A 15,115-nucleotide genomic window follows, 5' to 3' on the forward strand; every position below is an offset into this window, starting at 1 on the left:
CCGGGAAGGACGATTTCGGGAAACTCCCTGTCAGCCCGCCGCGTCGCCGCAATACCATCGGGTGCATCCGTAGCAGGCTCTCCTCCGTTTCCGCCCGCCCGGCCGCCCTCCCGCGTCCGACACGGGCCTACGGAGCATCGGGGGATGCACATGAACGTGGCTCCGCACCTGCTGACCGAGGACCGTGCCGAGTACGAGCGGGTCCTCGACGACGCACTGAGCACCGCCCACGCACGTCCGGAACTCGCCGGGGTCGGCATCCGGCTCACGGCCGCGCAGTTGCGCGCGATGACGCTGAACGCGACGGCGCTCGTCACCTCCGCCGCCGCGAGCGAGTACGACCACTTCGTGAAGGTCCGCGAGCAGAACCGCGCGTCCGTCGGGGCCCGCACCCCGGCCCCGTACGACCTTCCCGGCCCCGGTGCGGGCGTCGTCGCGATCGTCACCGTCATGGTGCCCGTCCTCGCGGGCGCCGCCTCCGTCATCTTCCTGCTGGTCGGCGCGGTGCTGCACGCCCTCGCCCCCACCGTGGCGTTCGGCGCGACCCTGCTCACCGCCGGGCTCGTGTTCGGCTCGCTCGCCGCCGCCGGACTGCTCTGCGCGGCCGCCGGACTCCTCGTGACGGCCCTGCGCAACAGCCCGGTCGAGGTGGACGCGGGCGGTCCGCCCGGCGCTCCGGACGACGAGCTCTCCCGCGCCCGCGAGGCCTGGCGCCTCGCCCTCCTCGAACGCGGCATCCTCCCCTTCCTCCGCGACGCCCTCGCCGCCACCCCGCCGGATCCGGCCGGCCCCTGACGCGCCGGACCGGCCCGCGACTCCCCCGGGGGTCGCGGGCCGGTCCGTGAGCGGACGGATCCCTACTCCGCCAGCGGCAGGTAGACGCGGTTGCCGCTCGCCGCGAACTCCTTCGACTTCTCCGCCATGCCGGCCTCGATCTCCTCCTCCGTACCGCCGTGTTCACGACGGATGTCCTGGGAGATCTTCATCGAGCAGAACTTCGGACCGCACATCGAGCAGAAGTGCGCGGTCTTCGCGGGCTCCGCCGGCAGCGTCTCGTCGTGGAACTCGCGGGCGGTGTCCGGGTCGAGCGCCAGGTTGAACTGGTCCTCCCAGCGGAACTCGAAGCGCGCGTCCGAGAGCGCGTCGTCCCACTCCTGCGCGCCCGGGTGCCCCTTGGCGAGGTCCGCCGCGTGGGCCGCGATCTTGTACGTGATGACGCCGGTCTTCACGTCGTCGCGGTTGGGCAGGCCCAAGTGCTCCTTGGGCGTCACGTAGCAGAGCATCGCCGTGCCCCACCAGGCGATCATCGCCGCGCCGATGCCGGAGGTGATGTGGTCGTAGGCGGGCGCCACGTCCGTGGTCAGCGGGCCGAGCGTGTAGAACGGCGCCTCCTCGCAGATCTCCTGCTGGAGGTCGATGTTCTCCTTGATCTTGTGCATCGGGACGTGCCCGGGACCCTCGATCATCGTCTGGACGTGGTGGCGCTTGGCGATCGTGTTCAGCTCGCCGAGCGTCTTCAACTCCGCGAACTGGGCGGCGTCGTTGGCGTCGGCGATCGAGCCGGGACGCAGGCCGTCGCCGAGCGAGTACGTGACGTCGTACGCCGCCAGGATCTCGCAGAGCTCCTCGAAGTGCGTGTAGAGGAAGTTCTCCTTGTGGTGCGCGAGGCACCAGGCGGCCATGATCGAGCCGCCGCGCGAGACGATGCCGGTCTTGCGGCGCGCGGTGAGCGGCACGTACGGCAGGAGGACGCCGGCGTGCACGGTCATGTAGTCGACGCCCTGCTCGGCCTGCTCGATCACCGTGTCCTTGTAGATCTCCCAGCTCAGCTCCTCGGCCCTGCCGTCGACCTTCTCCAGGGCCTGGTAGAGCGGCACGGTGCCGATCGGCACGGGGGAGTTGCGCAGCACCCACTCGCGGGTGGTGTGGATGTTGCGGCCGGTGGACAGGTCCATGACCGTGTCGGCGCCCCACTTGGTCGCCCAGGTCATCTTCTCCACCTCCTCCTCGATGGAGGAGGTGACGGCGGAGTTGCCGATGTTGGCGTTGACCTTCACCAGGAACCGCTTGCCGATGATCATCGGCTCGATCTCCGGGTGGTTGACGTTCGCCGGGAGCACGGCCCGGCCCGCCGCGATCTCCTCCCGCACGACCTCGGGGGAGACGTTCTCGCGGATCGCGACGTACTCCATCTCCGGCGTGATCTCGCCACGGCGGGCGTACGCGAGCTGCGTCACCGCCTGGCCGGAGCGGCCCCGGCGCGGCAGGCGGGGGCGGCCGGGGAAGACCGCGTCGAGGTTCTTGAGCCCGCCGCCGCGCGGCGAGGTGTGCTTGATGCCGTCGTCCTCGGGGCGGACCGGGCGGCCCGCGTACTCCTCGGTGTCACCGCGCGCGATGATCCAGTTCTCGCGCAGCGGCGGCAGGCCCCGCCGCACGTCGGTGTCGACGGTGGGGTCGGTGTACGGACCGGACGTGTCGTACAGCGTGACGTCCCTGCCGTTGGTGAGGTGCACCTGACGGACCGGCACCCGCAGGTCGGGGCGCGAGCCCTGGACGTATCCCTTGTGCCAGCCCGGCGTGCGCCCGTCGGACTGGTCGTTCTGGTCGGAGGCAGGCGTGCGTGCGTCCTGAATGGTCATGAGACCGATCTCCCTACGCCGGCATTACCCGGTAACAGGTTCGGCGGTCGGCGCAGCCTCCTCCCGTACGTACATCGGTACGCGCGTACGGTGATCAGCGCCCTCTCAGCCCGGTGCTCCGAGCTCCCGCGTGTGCAAAGGTGTCACCACGCTAGCGTCATCCCGGGCGTGCTGAACAGTGGGCCCCCCGCCGTTCTTGCGATGATCGGTCGGTGACTTCCCCCCAGCAGACCCCCGAGCCGCACGACCACTCCCACGGCACGGGCCCGTCGTCCCACGGCCGCGGACCCGATTCCGGGCACGGTCATGGATCAGGGCACGGCCACGGGCACAGCCACAGTCACGGGCCCGCCGCGCCCGTGTCCCGGCATCTGCGCAAGGTCATCGCCGCCGTCCTGGTCCCCTTCGCCGCCGCCGTCCTGGTCGGGCTCGTGGCCCTGTGGCCCGGCGGCGCCCCGCCGCACGAGCGCACCGGCGTCGGTTTCGACCGGCAGACCGAGCAGGGCAAGGTCGTCTCCGTCGAGTACGTCGACTGCAAGGTCGTGAACGCCGGTCAGGTCCCGCCGACCGGGGACACCTCCACCCCGGAGGGGCGCGAGGCGGTCGAGGCCCAGCAGGGGGAGTGCAAGAAGGCGAAGGTCCAGGTCACCACCGGTCCGAACAAGGGGCGCGAGTTCACCGAGATCGTGCAGCCGGGGGCGCCGCGCCAACTGGAGGAGGGGCAGGGCGTGGTGGTGGCGTACGCCCCCGACGCCCCGTACGACCTCCAGTACTCGGTGACGGACGTGAACCGCAAGGTGCCGATGGCGGTGCTCGCCGGCATCTTCGCCCTCGCGGTCGTGGTGGTCGGGCGGATGCGGGGGCTCATGGCCCTGATCGCGCTCGCCGTGAGCTTCCTGGTGCTGACCTTCTTCATCCTGCCCGCGATCCTGCAGGGGTCGAACCCGCTGGTCGTGGCGGTGGTCGGGTCGAGCGCGATCATGCTGATCGCGCTCTACATGTGCCACGGCCTCTCGGCCCGCACCTCGGTCGCGGTGCTCGGCACGCTGATCTCACTGCTGCTCATCGGGCTGCTCGGCTCGCTGTTCATCGGCTGGGCCTCGCTCAGCGGCAACACGGACGACAACACCGGTCTGATCCACGGGCTCTATCCGGACATCGACATGTCCGGTCTGCTCCTGGCCGGTGTGATCATCGGCTCGCTCGGTGTGCTCGACGACGTGACGGTCACCCAGACCTCGGCCGTCTGGGAGCTGCACCAGGCCGATCCGGGCATGGGGCCGCGCGGCCTGTACCGGGCGGGGATCCGGATCGGCCGCGACCACATCGCCTCGGTCGTGAACACGCTGGTGCTCGCCTACGCGGGCGCCGCCCTGCCGCTGCTGCTGCTCTTCTCCATCGCGCAGAGCAGCATGGGGACGGTGGCCAACAGCGAGCTGGTGGCCGAGGAGATCGTCCGGACGCTGGTCGGGTCGATCGGTCTGGTGGCGTCCGTCCCGGTGACCACGGCGCTCGCGGCGCTCGTGGTCTCGGCCGACCGCGCCGGGGCCACCGGCCGCCCGGGAACCGGCGGCCGGAAGACCTCGTCGGGGCGGGGCGGACGGCGCCGCCGCGCCAAGTGACGCAAGGACGAGGAGTGGTACGTCCGGTCCGTCGGCGTGCCGGCTCGGGGGGTCGGCTACGCAGAAGGGTCCGGATCGGGACGACTCGACGTCGGTGCGGCGATTTCAGGCCGGGCCGGCGTTCTCCTCGGCCAGGATCCGGCCCAGCGCCGCCTCCAGGTTGTCCTCGAAGTCGCCGAGCGCCCGTTCCTGACCGAGCGGAACCAGCTTGTCCGTGCGGTCGAGGAAGGCGACGAGCGGTGGCGCGCTGGCCCGGAACAGGGCGCGGTCGCCGCCGACCTGGAGGCGGATGGAGACGTCCGAGAGCCGCTCGGGCTCGGTCGGGGCGATGTGCACATCGCCGTCCCCGCTCGGCCGGTTGATCCCGTCGAGCAGCAGTTCACGGCCGAAGGCCCAGGTGACGGGTGCGTCCCCGGGGAGGTGGAACGTCATCCGCACCGCGTAGGGATCCCGGGCCTCGTACCGCAGTTCGACCGGGATCTTGAAGGAGAGCTCCTCGGAGACGAGGAAGCTCATCAGGACCTCGGCCTGAACCGACTCTCGCATCATGTACCCCGCAGTAGATGAAGCAGTTGTGTAAACACAGCTGCTGAAAGCTGTGACCGAAACGGCCAGGAATGATCCCCCGTGGCCCTCTTGACGCAATCGTGCTGTAAGCACTAGCAGATCACAAGGAGTGATTTTTCAGATACTGATAGAGAACGCGAGCGACCCGAAGAGCTTCCCGATCTCGCTGCGTAGTCGCTCGATTGCCGGGAGCAACCGTTCTTGCTGGTGAAGGGGGAGGGAAATGGCCATCGCGGCCGCCGTGGAGCCTGCGGTGAGGGGGATTGCGGCGCAGACCGTGCCGAGCGCATATTCCTGACGCTCCACCAGGGGCTCCATTCTCCCCAAACCGCCCAAACGATCCAAAAGCGCACTCCGGTTACTCACCGTGTACGGAGTGATGGATTCCACCGGGTGGCGGTCAAGGTGGTCTTGACGAGTTCCCGGATCAAGTTGGCTCAAGATGCACTGCCCGATCGCGTGAGCGTGCGCCGTCTCGCGGAAATCGGCCCATTCCTCCACGGCGGGGGCGGAGGGGGTGTCGGCGACGGCGACGAGTTCGACCTCTCCCTCCCGGTAGACGGCGAAGTAGACCGGGACGCCGAGCTCGTCCCGCCAGCGGGCGAGAGAGTTCTCGATCTTGATGCGACGATTCTGCACAGCTCCGCCGGCGGCGAGCCTGACGGCGGCGTCCCCCAGGACGAACACGCCCTTCTCGCGGAGCAGATAGCCCTCGTGCGTCAGGGTACGGAGCAGGTGGTACGTGGTGGGCAGCGGAAGGCCCGTCTCGCGGGCAAGCTGTTTCGCCGGGGCGCCGTCCGGGTGGGAGGCCACGGCCTCCAGGAGTCTCAGCGCGCGCTGCACCGAGCCGATCAGGGTTGGAGCGGTCGTCCGCGTAGCCATGGCCAAAGGTCACCCCCAGGCGTGACGACGGATGCGTCGCACCCGCCCGCGGGGGCCGCCCCCGCGCCCGCCGGGCCTGGGAAACCGCTGGTCAGTAAGGAGGTCTACGCCTGTAGTCCCCATCGCGGCGGAGAGATTCCACTGTAGTGGCAGCCTTCGGGCCCCCACCCCGTCCAGCCCGGCCCGTTCCCCCGCCCGGGCTAACACTCTCCGCTGCCGCCATACCGATGAGTGGCTTGTGCTACCGGTACTGACGCTCGGCCACCGGCCCTGCTGGACCGGGCTGCTGTGGCCGGGCCGCTGGACCGGGCTGCTGTGGCCGGGCCGCCGGACCGGACCGCTGTGGCCGGGCCGCCGTGGCCGGTGCTCGCACGAGCGGCCGGCGGGCCTCTGCGGCCGGGCCTCCTCGGAGGCCCTTCGCTACCAGTCCTCGCGCGAGCGGCCGGAGGAGCTGAACTTGCGTACGACGTAGATCAGTCCGGCGACGAGGGCCACGAAGAGCAGCACCTTGAAGAGCAGTCCGATCACGAAGGTCAGGACGCTGGTGATCAGCCCGCCGAAGACGAGCAGGGCGAGGGCGGGTATGGCGACCCACTTCACCCACCAGGGCGTTCCCGCGAGCATCTCCCGTACGGCCATCGTCCTACCCCGCTTCCCGAAGGTCCGTCCCGCGCACTCCGCGCCGAACACCCTCAAGGCTAGGCGTCCGAAGGGGCCGTCGGTGGGCGTGGGGCCCCCGCTCTCCCCTGATCCGTCCCCTAGGGGGATCGGGCCCGTCTCCCGGATCCGACCCCCGGGTCCCTCAGCCCTCCGGGGGCGAGAAGACCACCATGACCCGCAGGTCCTCGCTGATGTGGTGGAACTTGTGCTCCACCCCGGCCGGCACGTAGACCACGCTGCCGCGCGCCACCTGGGTCGTCTCCGCCCCGACCGTGATCGCCGCCCGGCCGCTCACCACGAAGTACACCTCGTCCTGGCGGTGCGGCTGCTGCGGGTCGAGCTCCCCGGCGTCGAGCGCGTACAGGCCGACCGACATGTTCCGCTCCCGCAGGAACTGGAGGTACGCGCCCTTGTTCGCGGCACGCTCCGCCTCCAGTTCGTCCAGCCGGAATGCCTTCATCGCCCGTCCGCCCCTGCCCTCGGTCCGATCACGTCTGCCACGATCAGACACATGATGAATTTCCTAGTCAAGACGCTCGCGAACGCGGGCGCCCTGGGAGTCGCCATCTGGCTGCTCCAGGACATCACCCTGACCGGTGAGAGCACCGGAAAGAAGGTCCTGGCCCTCATTCTCGTCGCACTGGTCTTCGGCCTGGTGAACGCCGTGGTGAAGCCCGTCGTCCAGCTCTTCACGTTTCCCCTCTTCGTCCTGACGCTCGGCCTGTTCACCCTCGTGGTGAACGCCCTGATGCTGCTCCTCACCTCCTGGCTGGCCGACAAGCTCGACCTCAGCTTCCACGTGGAGGGCTTCTGGACCGCGGTCCTGGGCGCCCTGATCATCTCCGTCGTCTCCTGGGCACTGAACGTCGTGCTCCCCGACCGGGACTGAGGGGGCACCGTGACGCACGAGGAAAACGCCTCCGGCCCCGACCGGACGGCCGCCGCGCTCGGCGACGGGACCCGCGCGGTGCGGGCCGGGCTCCCCGAGCCGGTGAAGTACGAACCGACCCTTCCGGGACCGGTGTTCGCCGCCCACTTCCACCTGCCGGGCGAACCGACCGGTCCGTACACCTACGGCCGCGACGAGAACCCCACCTGGACCCGCCTGGAACAGGCGATCGGCGAGTTGGAGGCACCGGGGGAAGAGGGCGTCGAGACGCTGGTCTTCGCCTCCGGCATGGCCGCGATCTCCGCCGTCCTCCTCTCCCAGCTGACGTCCGGCGACGCCGTGGTGCTCCCGACCGACGGCTACCAGGCGCTGCCCCTGCTCCACGAGCAGCTGCGGGCGTACGGGATCGAGGTCCGCACCGCCCCGACCGGGGGCGACGGGCAGCTCGCCGTCCTCGAAGGGGCCCGGCTGCTGTGGATCGAGACCCCGTCCAACCCCGGGCTCGACGTCTGCGACATCCGCCGCCTGGTGCGCGAGGCGCACGCCGCGGGCGCGCTCGTCGCCGTGGACAACACCCTGGCCACTCCGCTCGGCCAGCGGCCCCTGGAGCTGGGCGCGGACTTCTCCGTCGCCAGCGACACCAAGGGCATGACCGGACACGGCGACATTCTGCTGGGCCACGTGAGCTGCCGCGATCCCGAGCGGGCGGCGGAGGTGCGGCGCTGGCGCAAGATCGTCGGTGCCATCCCCGGCCCCATGGAGGCCTGGCTCGCCCACCGCTCGCTCGCCACGCTCCACCTGCGGATCGACCGCCAGTGCTCGACCGCCCTGGAGCTGGCGCGGACGCTCGCCGGGCGGGCGGACGTCACCGGGCTGCGCTACCCGGGGCTGCCCGGCGACCCCTCGCACGCCGTGGCCTCCGGGCAGATGCGGCGCTTCGGGCCGGTGGTCTCCTTCGAGCTGGCGGACCGGAAGCGGGCCGAGCGGTTCCTGGAGGAGCTGCGGCTCGTGGACGACGCCACCAGCTTCGGCGGGGTGCGCTCCACGGCGGAGCGGCGCGGGCGCTGGGGCGGGGACGCGGTCGCGGAGGGCTTCATCCGCTTCTCCGTCGGCGCCGAGGACCCCGAGGACCTGATCGCCGACGTGCTGCGCGCCCTCGACGAGGCCGGTTCCGTCGGCTGAGCAGCGGGTACGGGCCTCCCCGCGTGGAACGGGGCGCTCCGAGCCTCCCCCTCGTGGCTCGGAACGCCCTCGGTTCCACGCGCGGAAACCCGCCTGCACAAGGCTAGTTGACCGTGCGTCGGTGTCCAATCACGGTAACGACAGAGGCCTATCGACTTATTTATAGTTGGACGGTCCTGAGGCGCCGTCAGCCGACCGCCTGAGTCGAACGGCCCCACGGCCGGGAGGGGGCGGACATGGATCTTGCCCTACTACGGACGTTCGTCACGGTGCACCGGGCCGGCTCCTTCACCCGGGCCGCGGCCCTCCTGGGCCTCTCGCAGCCCGCGGTCACCAGCCAGATCCGGACGCTCGAACGCCAGTTGGGGCGGCCCCTCTTCCTCAGGCGGGCGCGCGGCGTCACGCCGACCAGCATCGGCGACGAGCTGGCGCACCGCGCCGCCCCGCACCTGGACGCCCTCGTCGAGATCACCGAGACCGGACTCGACGAGGAGAGCGGCATCCGGACCCTCCACGTCGCCGGCCCCCCGGAGTTCACCGCGCTCCGCGTGCTGCCCGCCCTCACCCCGCTGGTCGGCCAGGGCCTCGCCGTGCGGACCTCCTTCCCCGTCACCACGGAGGAGATCCTCGACGGGCTCGCCGCCGGCCACCACGACCTCGCCGTCACCACCGCCCGCCCGCGCGGCGGCCTGCTCGTCTCCACCCCGCTCTGCGACGAGGAGCACGTCCTGGTCGCGGCCCCCCGCTGGGCGGCCCAGCTCTCCCCCGAGGTGCTCCTGAGCAAGGGCGCCGTGGTCCTGGAGCGGCTTCCGGTGGTCGAGGTGCACGAGTCGCTGCCGTTCGTCTCCCGCTACTGGGCGAGCGTCTTCGACACCGGGCCGGCCGCCGCCGCCACCGTGATCGCCCCCGACCTTCGGGCCGTGCGGGACTCCGCCGCCTCCGGGGCGGGGCTCGCCGTCCTGCCGCGCTACCTGTGCGAGGAGGCCCTGGAGCAGGGGCGGCTCGTCGCGCTCCTCGATCCCCCGGTGCCCCCGCTGCGGACCTACTTCCTGGTCGTACGGACGGGGACGCTCGCGCTCGCGCACCTCACCCGGGCGCACGAGGCGCTGCTGAGCGCCGCCGCGGACTGGTGACTCCCTCCACGGGGACCGCCTGATCTCCCCGTCCTCCCGTCGGACCGTCGCGTTTCAGCCCCGCCCGGACGGGCCATTTTCTTCACATGACCGAACGGCCCGTGATCAAGCGCACCGCACGCGCCATCCTGCTCGACGGGAACGACCTCATCCTCATCAAGCGGACCAAGCCGGGGATGGATCCCTACTGGGTCACGCCCGGCGGCGGCGTGGAGCCCACCGACTCCACCGTCGTCGAGGCCCTGCACCGCGAAGTGCTCGAAGAACTCGGCGCCAAGATCACCGACGTGGTGCCCTGCTTCGTCGACACCGTCGAGCACATCGTCGACGGCGGGCTCTCCGGGGTGAAGGTCCAGCACTTCTTCGTGTGCCGGCTCGGCTCCATGGACACCTCCCTGCGGCACGGACCCGAGATGGAGGAGCCCGTCGGCGAGTACGAGATCGTCCGGGTGCCCTTCACCCGGGTCGGCATCGCGGCCGTGCACCTCGTCCCGCTCTCCCTGCGCCACTACCTCGACGGCAACATCGAGGGAGTCCGCGCGATGCACGCCCCGGACCTGGGCTGACCGGAGGCGGGGCGGCCTGCTCCGGCCCGGCCCGGCCCGGACGCTCCGACCCGGGTCAACCGGAAGCCGTGGGGGCCAGCTCGGCCAGGAAGTCGTGGCGGATGCGTTCCGAGGGGACGCCCGCTCCCCGCAGCGCGTCCACCCCGCGCCGGACCATGCCCAGCGGACCCGAGAGGTAGGCGTCGCGTTCTCCCCAGGGGCCGTAGCGGCAGACGGCGTCGGGGAGGTGCCCCTGCGCTCCGGTGACCGGGTGGACGGAGAGCCACGGGAAGGTCTTCTGGAGCCGCAGCATCGTGTCGATGTCGTAGAGGTCGTGACCGCTGCGCGCCCCGTAGAAGACGTCGACCGGCCGTCGGTCCCCGTGCTCGGCGACGTCCTCGACCAGGGCCTTGATCGGTGCTATCCCCGTGCCGCCGCCGAGACAGAGCAGCCCGGTGTCCGTGGAGTGGTCGACCGTCATGGAGCCGCCCGGCGGCCCGAGCCGCAGCACGTCCCCGGGGCGTGCCCGGTGGACCAGCGCGTTGGACACCCAGCCGGCCGGGACGGCCTTGACGTGGAGGGAGAGCAGCCCGTCCGGCCGCGGCGCCGAGGCGAAGGAGTAGTGGCGCCAGATCCGCGGCCACCACGGGGTCTCCAGCGTCGTGTACTGCCCGGCGAGAAAGGGGTAGGGCTGGTCGGGCCGGAGCGTGACGACGGCGACGTCCGGGGTGCGCAGGTCGTGGGAGACCACTTCGGCGTGCCACCAGGCGGGGGCGGACCGCTCGTCCTCCGCCGCCGCGTCGATCATGATCTGGGAGATCGTCGTGTACGTGCGCACCCATGCCGCCTGGGTCGCGTCGTCCCAGGTCCTCGTCGCGTACCGGGTGAGGGCTCCGATGAGGGCCTCGCCGACGGCCGGGTAGTGGGCGGGGTGGGTGCCGTACTTCCGGTGCCCCCGGCCGAGGTTCTCCAGGTACGCGGTGAGGACCGGGGCGTTGTCCAGGTGCTCGGCCGCCGTCAGGAGGGCCTTGAGCAGCCGGTCACGCTGGGCGTCCATGGCCACGGGGAACATGTCGCGCAGTCCGGGGTTCTGCACGAAGAGAAGGGCGTAGAAGTACGAGGTCACCCGGTCGGCGACCGGGGCGATCTCCTCCAGGGTGCGGCGGACGAGGACCGCGTCGGCGGAGGGTCCTCGGGCTATCGGCGGTTCCTTCCCGTCCACCGCCGGGGGTTCGTGCTCGTCCGCGTCCTTCGCGTCCGTCGTGGTGGTCGGAGCATCCATCATGTGCCTCGCCTCGTGCTGGCCGGGCTTCCGTGAACGCAGCATGAGGGGTCCGACCGCCTTCGGGGACAGAAAGGGGCGTTCTCGGTCCATAGGGCCGGGTTTCTGGCTAAGCTGCGTTGTTTTGGACCAGGGTTTTTCTGGTGGATCGGGTTCCTCCCGGCGGATTCGGGCCGTTTCACGTGAAACATCGTCCGTATGCCACGCGATGGGACGATCAACCCTCCCGAGGCTGATCAGATCCGGTAAAGCGGTGGACGAAGATCACTGCGTCGGACAGCCTGAAAGACATGCCGATTTCTTCCGCCGCCCTGGCGCAGCTCCCCGTCCGGCGCCTCACCCCCGGCGACCTCCTCGCCTGCGCCGACCTCTCCGAGAACCGGGGATGGCCCCGCGAGGAGCACAAGTGGGGCTTCCTGCTCACCGCCGGCACCGGCTACGGCATCGACGACCCCGCGGGCGAAGGACTGCTCACCGGGTGCGTGGTCACCTCGTACGGTCCGGAGCTCGCCGCGATCGGCATGGTGCTCGTCGCCGAGCGCTACGCACGCCAAGGGGTGGGACGCCGACTCATGCGGCACGTTCTGGAGGAGGCCGGGGACACCCCGCTCACCCTGTACGCCACGGCGAACGGACAGCCCCTCTACGAACAGCTGGGCTTCACGCAGACGTCCCGTTCGGAGATGGTGCGCGGGCGCTTCGGCTTCACCGCGCCCGCTCCGGCCGTCCCGGTCCGTCCGGCGACGGCGGAGGACCTCCAGGCGATCCTCCGCCTGGACCTGGAGATCTTCGGTCTGGACCGCACCCATGTGATCACCCGGCTTCCCGCCTTCGCGGACCACCTCCGGGTCGCGGAGGAGGACGGCGAGATCACGGGCTTCGCGGCGGCCTGGCCCAATATGGACACCCATGTCATCGGACCGCTGATCGCCCGGGACCCGGCCACGGCCAAGGCCCTGATCGCCTCCCTGGCCGCCGCCACCGACCGGCCCCTGCGCACGGACATCGACGTGCGCCACACGTCCCTGCTGAGCTGGTTGAAGGAGAACGGCATCGAGTCGATCACCACGAACGCAATGATGGTCCGTTCCGTGCCGGATCTCCCGGGCGACTGGCGCCGCCGCTTCGCTCCCCTCACGGTCGCGGCCGGGTAGCCCCGGTCGTCCGAGAACGGATTTACTTGCAGACGCCCATTATTGCGTTTCATCCCTTACGCTGGATCCGAGCCGCCCCGGCGCCGAGGAGAGACCGAGGAGAGACATGACCGCGACGGATCCCGCACTCACCGCGCTCTCCCAGCGCTGGTGTGCCCTCTCCCTGCTGCACGGCAGGATCGAGTCCCACATCGAGCGCGCCCTGGAGTCCCGCCACGGTCTGAGCGTGCGGGAGTACTCGCTGCTCGACGTCCTCAGCCGCCAGCACAACGGCCCCGGTGGTCACCTCCAGATGAAGCAGGTCGCCGACGCGGTCGTACTCAGCCAGAGCGCCACCACCCGGCTCGTCACCCGCCTGGAGGACCGCGGCCTGCTCACCCGGTACCTCTGCGCCACCGATCGGCGCGGCATCTACACCGATGTGACCGAGGAGGGCCTGAAGCTCCTCGAAGAGGCCCGCCCCACCAATGACAGCGCCCTGCGCGAGGCCCTCGACGAAGCGGCCAAGAACCCCGAGCTGGCCCCGCTGGTCCGGGTCGTGGAAGGCGTGGGCGTCCCCGTCTGAATCCGGCGCGGAGACGGCCGGGCGTACGCTGCGACCCATGAGCGATCTTGAAATACGTCCGACCACCGTGGAAGACCTCCCGGCCGTCGTCGCGATGCTCGCCGACGACCCCCTGGGCGCGCAGCGGGAATCCCCCGACGACCTCGCCCCGTACCTCGCCGCCTTCGAGCGTCTGGCGAACGACCCCCACCAGCTTCTCGTCGTGGCCGTCCGCGAGGGCAGGGTCGTCGGCACCCTTCAGCTGACGATCATTCCGGGTCTCTCCCGTCGGGGAGCCATCCGCTCGATCATCGAAGCCGTCCGCATCCACGCGGACGAGCGCGGCAGCGGCCTCGGGACGCAGCTCATCGAATGGGCCGTCGAGGAGTCCCGTCGGCAGGGCTGCAGCCTCGTCCAGCTGACCTCCGACGCCACCCGCACCGATGCCCACCGCTTCTACGAGCGGCTCGGCTTCGAGGCCTCCCACGTGGGCTTCAAGAAGTCCCTCTGACTCTCCCGCCCCCTTCCGGGTCGGCACGCTGTTTCACGTGAAACGCCCGGTTTCACGTGAAACAGCCGACCGGGGTCTCAGAGGCCGCGCCACCCCTTCTCGTCCACGCCTCCCGGTACCGCGTCTCCCGGCTCGTACGGTTCGCGCGTGAAGACGAAGGAGCCGAGGTCGAGGTGGCTCACGCTCCCGTCGGGACGCCGCACGACCCGGAGCGTCTCTCCCTCGTAGTAACCGTTCAGCCCGATCCAACCGCCGTTGGGCAGTGCCCGGAACCGGGCCCGCCGTCCGGGACCCCGCAGGGGTTCGAGCACCACACCGCGCTCGGGGCCGAGCCGCAGCCCGTAGGCGTACGTGCCCCAGTACCAGGGACCGGTCAGGGAGAGCAGTTCCTCGTCGACCTCCGCCTCGGGGAGGGGGCGCCACGGCTCCGGGAACCTCGGCTCCGCCTCCGCCACGATCCGTACGAGATCGGCGGCCACGGCCCCCACCGGCGGTCCCGAGGTGGCGTTGGAGAGGACGATCCCCGCGAGGCCGTCCTCCACGCTCACCCACAGGCAGGCGACGAAGCCCGGCAGGGAACCGGTGTGGCCGACCAGGGTCCGGCCGTCCCGGCGGAGAAGCTGGAGCCCGAGCCCGTAGCTCCCCTCCCATTCGCCCTCACCGGGCGCGGAGGCCGGGGTCCGCATCTCCGCCACGGAGGCCGCGCCGAGCACCCGCTCGTCGCCTTCCGCGAGGAACGCGGCGAACCGGGCGAGGTCGGCCGCCGTCGACCAGAGCTGCCCGGCCGGCGCCATCAGACCGAGGTCCTCGGACGGTTCGGGCAGCATGACATCGGCCCAGGGGTGCACCGCCCAGCCTCCGGCGTGCGGCGCCACCGGATCGACCGTCGTACGGCCCATCCCCAGCGGCTCCAGGACCTCGCGCCGCAGCGACTCCTCCCAGGGCCGACCGCGCAGCTCCTCGACCAGTGAACCGAGCAGGGTGTAACCGGGGTTGGAGTAATGGTGGCGGCGGCCCGGCGCCTGGAGGAAGGGCCGCTCCCCCAGGACGTCGGAGAGTTCCGGCCGCAGTGCGGCGGACGAACGTTCCCACCACGCACCGGGCGTCTCGGCCGCGAGTCCGCCGCTGTGTCCGAGGAGTTGGGCGACCGTCACCTCGCCGACGCCCGTCCCCTTGAGGTGCAGCTCCAGCGGATCGTCCAGCCGGAGGGCCCCTTCGTCCCGCAGCCGCATCACCAGGACGGCGGTGAACACCTTGGTGATCGAGCCGATCCTGAACTGCGTGTCGGCGTCCGGCGCGTGACCGTCCACGCAGCTGCGCGAACCGCTCCACACCAGCGCCCCGTCACGGACCACCACCCCCACGAGGGAGGGCGTCCGCCCCTCGGTCTGGGCCACCGCGACCCGGTGCAGCAGGGCCCGCTCGGTTCCGGGCAGCAGAGCTTCGAAAGATGTCGTCATGGGCCCATCCAACGCGATCCGCGCCCTGACAGTCCCGTTCCGGTC

At 71.0% G+C, this 15,115-nt stretch carries 16 protein-coding genes and 1 riboswitch; of the genes, 9 read left to right on the plus strand and 7 right to left on the minus strand.

Annotation, left to right across the window (positions count from 1 at the left end; genetic code table 11):
• Positions 1 to 144: 144 nt before the first annotated feature.
• Positions 145 to 795, plus strand: a complete 651-nt coding sequence (locus ACIP5O_RS01035) for a hypothetical protein (protein ID WP_401286984.1) — start codon at positions 145 to 147, stop codon at positions 793 to 795.
• A 62-nt stretch (positions 796 to 857) separates the two neighbouring features.
• Here ACIP5O_RS01035 and thiC read toward each other — a convergent pair whose 3' ends face one another.
• Positions 858 to 2,639, minus strand: coding sequence for a phosphomethylpyrimidine synthase ThiC (gene thiC / locus ACIP5O_RS01040; protein WP_401286986.1), 1,782 nt, complete (start codon positions 2,637 to 2,639; stop codon positions 858 to 860).
• Positions 2,633 to 2,779, minus strand: a riboswitch (TPP riboswitch). (Overlaps the previous gene by 7 nt.)
• A 72-nt stretch (positions 2,780 to 2,851) precedes the next feature.
• Between thiC and ACIP5O_RS01045 the strand changes: the two genes are divergently transcribed.
• Complete coding sequence (locus ACIP5O_RS01045) at positions 2,852 to 4,261, plus strand: YibE/F family protein (protein ID WP_401286988.1); 1,410 nt, start codon at positions 2,852 to 2,854, stop codon at positions 4,259 to 4,261.
• A 105-nt stretch (positions 4,262 to 4,366) separates the two neighbouring features.
• Here the strand turns inward: ACIP5O_RS01045 and ACIP5O_RS01050 are convergent, their stop codons facing one another.
• From ACIP5O_RS01050 to ACIP5O_RS01065, 4 genes are all read right to left on the minus strand, one after another.
• Positions 4,367 to 4,807, minus strand: a complete 441-nt coding sequence (locus ACIP5O_RS01050) for an SsgA family sporulation/cell division regulator (protein WP_401288093.1) — start codon at positions 4,805 to 4,807, stop codon at positions 4,367 to 4,369.
• 138 nt (positions 4,808 to 4,945) lie between these two features.
• Positions 4,946 to 5,710 carry an IclR family transcriptional regulator gene (locus ACIP5O_RS01055; protein WP_401286991.1) on the minus strand — a complete coding sequence of 255 codons (765 nt, stop codon included), beginning with the start codon at positions 5,708 to 5,710 and terminating at the stop codon, positions 4,946 to 4,948.
• A 420-nt stretch (positions 5,711 to 6,130) separates the two neighbouring features.
• Entirely contained in the window at positions 6,131 to 6,349 is a 219-nt protein-coding gene (locus ACIP5O_RS01060; RefSeq protein ID WP_356539710.1) for a DUF5326 family protein, read from the minus strand.
• Positions 6,350 to 6,512: 163 nt separating this feature from the next.
• Positions 6,513 to 6,830 carry a cupin domain-containing protein gene (locus tag ACIP5O_RS01065; protein ID WP_401286994.1) on the minus strand — a complete coding sequence of 106 codons (318 nt, stop codon included), beginning with the start codon at positions 6,828 to 6,830 and terminating at the stop codon, positions 6,513 to 6,515.
• 51 nt (positions 6,831 to 6,881) lie between these two features.
• On the opposite strand from ACIP5O_RS01065, the gene ACIP5O_RS01070 reads away from it, so the two are divergent.
• From ACIP5O_RS01070 to ACIP5O_RS01085, 4 genes are all read left to right on the plus strand, one after another.
• Positions 6,882 to 7,259 carry a phage holin family protein gene (locus ACIP5O_RS01070; protein WP_401286997.1) on the plus strand — a complete coding sequence of 126 codons (378 nt, stop codon included), beginning with the start codon at positions 6,882 to 6,884 and terminating at the stop codon, positions 7,257 to 7,259.
• 9 nt (positions 7,260 to 7,268) lie between these two features.
• On the plus strand, positions 7,269 to 8,441 hold the full coding sequence (locus ACIP5O_RS01075; RefSeq protein WP_401287000.1) for a cystathionine gamma-lyase: 1,173 nt from the start codon (positions 7,269 to 7,271) through the stop codon (positions 8,439 to 8,441).
• Between the two features lie 236 nt (positions 8,442 to 8,677).
• A complete protein-coding gene (locus tag ACIP5O_RS01080; protein ID WP_401287003.1) occupies positions 8,678 to 9,574 on the plus strand; it encodes a LysR family transcriptional regulator in 897 nt (298 codons plus the stop codon).
• 86 nt (positions 9,575 to 9,660) lie between these two features.
• The gene (locus ACIP5O_RS01085; protein WP_401287006.1) at positions 9,661 to 10,140 is read left to right on the plus strand and encodes an NUDIX domain-containing protein; all 480 of its coding nucleotides are present in this window, start codon (positions 9,661 to 9,663) and stop codon (positions 10,138 to 10,140) included.
• 55 nt (positions 10,141 to 10,195) lie between these two features.
• On the opposite strand, the gene ACIP5O_RS01090 is transcribed toward ACIP5O_RS01085, so the two are convergent.
• On the minus strand, positions 10,196 to 11,494 hold the full coding sequence (locus tag ACIP5O_RS01090; RefSeq protein ID WP_401287009.1) for a globin domain-containing protein: 1,299 nt from the start codon (positions 11,492 to 11,494) through the stop codon (positions 10,196 to 10,198).
• 197 nt (positions 11,495 to 11,691) lie between these two features.
• Between ACIP5O_RS01090 and ACIP5O_RS01095 the strand changes: the two genes are divergently transcribed.
• From ACIP5O_RS01095 to ACIP5O_RS01105, 3 genes are all read left to right on the plus strand, one after another.
• Positions 11,692 to 12,555 (plus strand): GNAT family N-acetyltransferase, encoded by an 864-nt coding sequence (locus tag ACIP5O_RS01095; protein ID WP_401287012.1) that lies wholly within the window; start codon positions 11,692 to 11,694, stop codon positions 12,553 to 12,555.
• 106 nt (positions 12,556 to 12,661) lie between these two features.
• The gene (locus tag ACIP5O_RS01100; protein WP_356539697.1) at positions 12,662 to 13,120 is read left to right on the plus strand and encodes a MarR family transcriptional regulator; all 459 of its coding nucleotides are present in this window, start codon (positions 12,662 to 12,664) and stop codon (positions 13,118 to 13,120) included.
• Between the two features lie 37 nt (positions 13,121 to 13,157).
• The gene (locus tag ACIP5O_RS01105) at positions 13,158 to 13,610 is read left to right on the plus strand and encodes a GNAT family N-acetyltransferase (RefSeq protein WP_356539695.1); all 453 of its coding nucleotides are present in this window, start codon (positions 13,158 to 13,160) and stop codon (positions 13,608 to 13,610) included.
• A gap of 77 nt (positions 13,611 to 13,687) precedes the next feature.
• On the opposite strand, the gene ACIP5O_RS01110 is transcribed toward ACIP5O_RS01105, so the two are convergent.
• Entirely contained in the window at positions 13,688 to 15,070 is a 1,383-nt protein-coding gene (locus ACIP5O_RS01110; RefSeq protein WP_401287016.1) for a serine hydrolase domain-containing protein, read from the minus strand.
• Between the last annotated feature and the right edge of the window lie 45 nt (positions 15,071 to 15,115).

This window comes from Streptomyces sp. NPDC088915 (genome assembly GCF_044749825.1).
Taxonomy (GTDB): domain Bacteria; phylum Actinomycetota; class Actinomycetes; order Streptomycetales; family Streptomycetaceae; genus Streptomyces.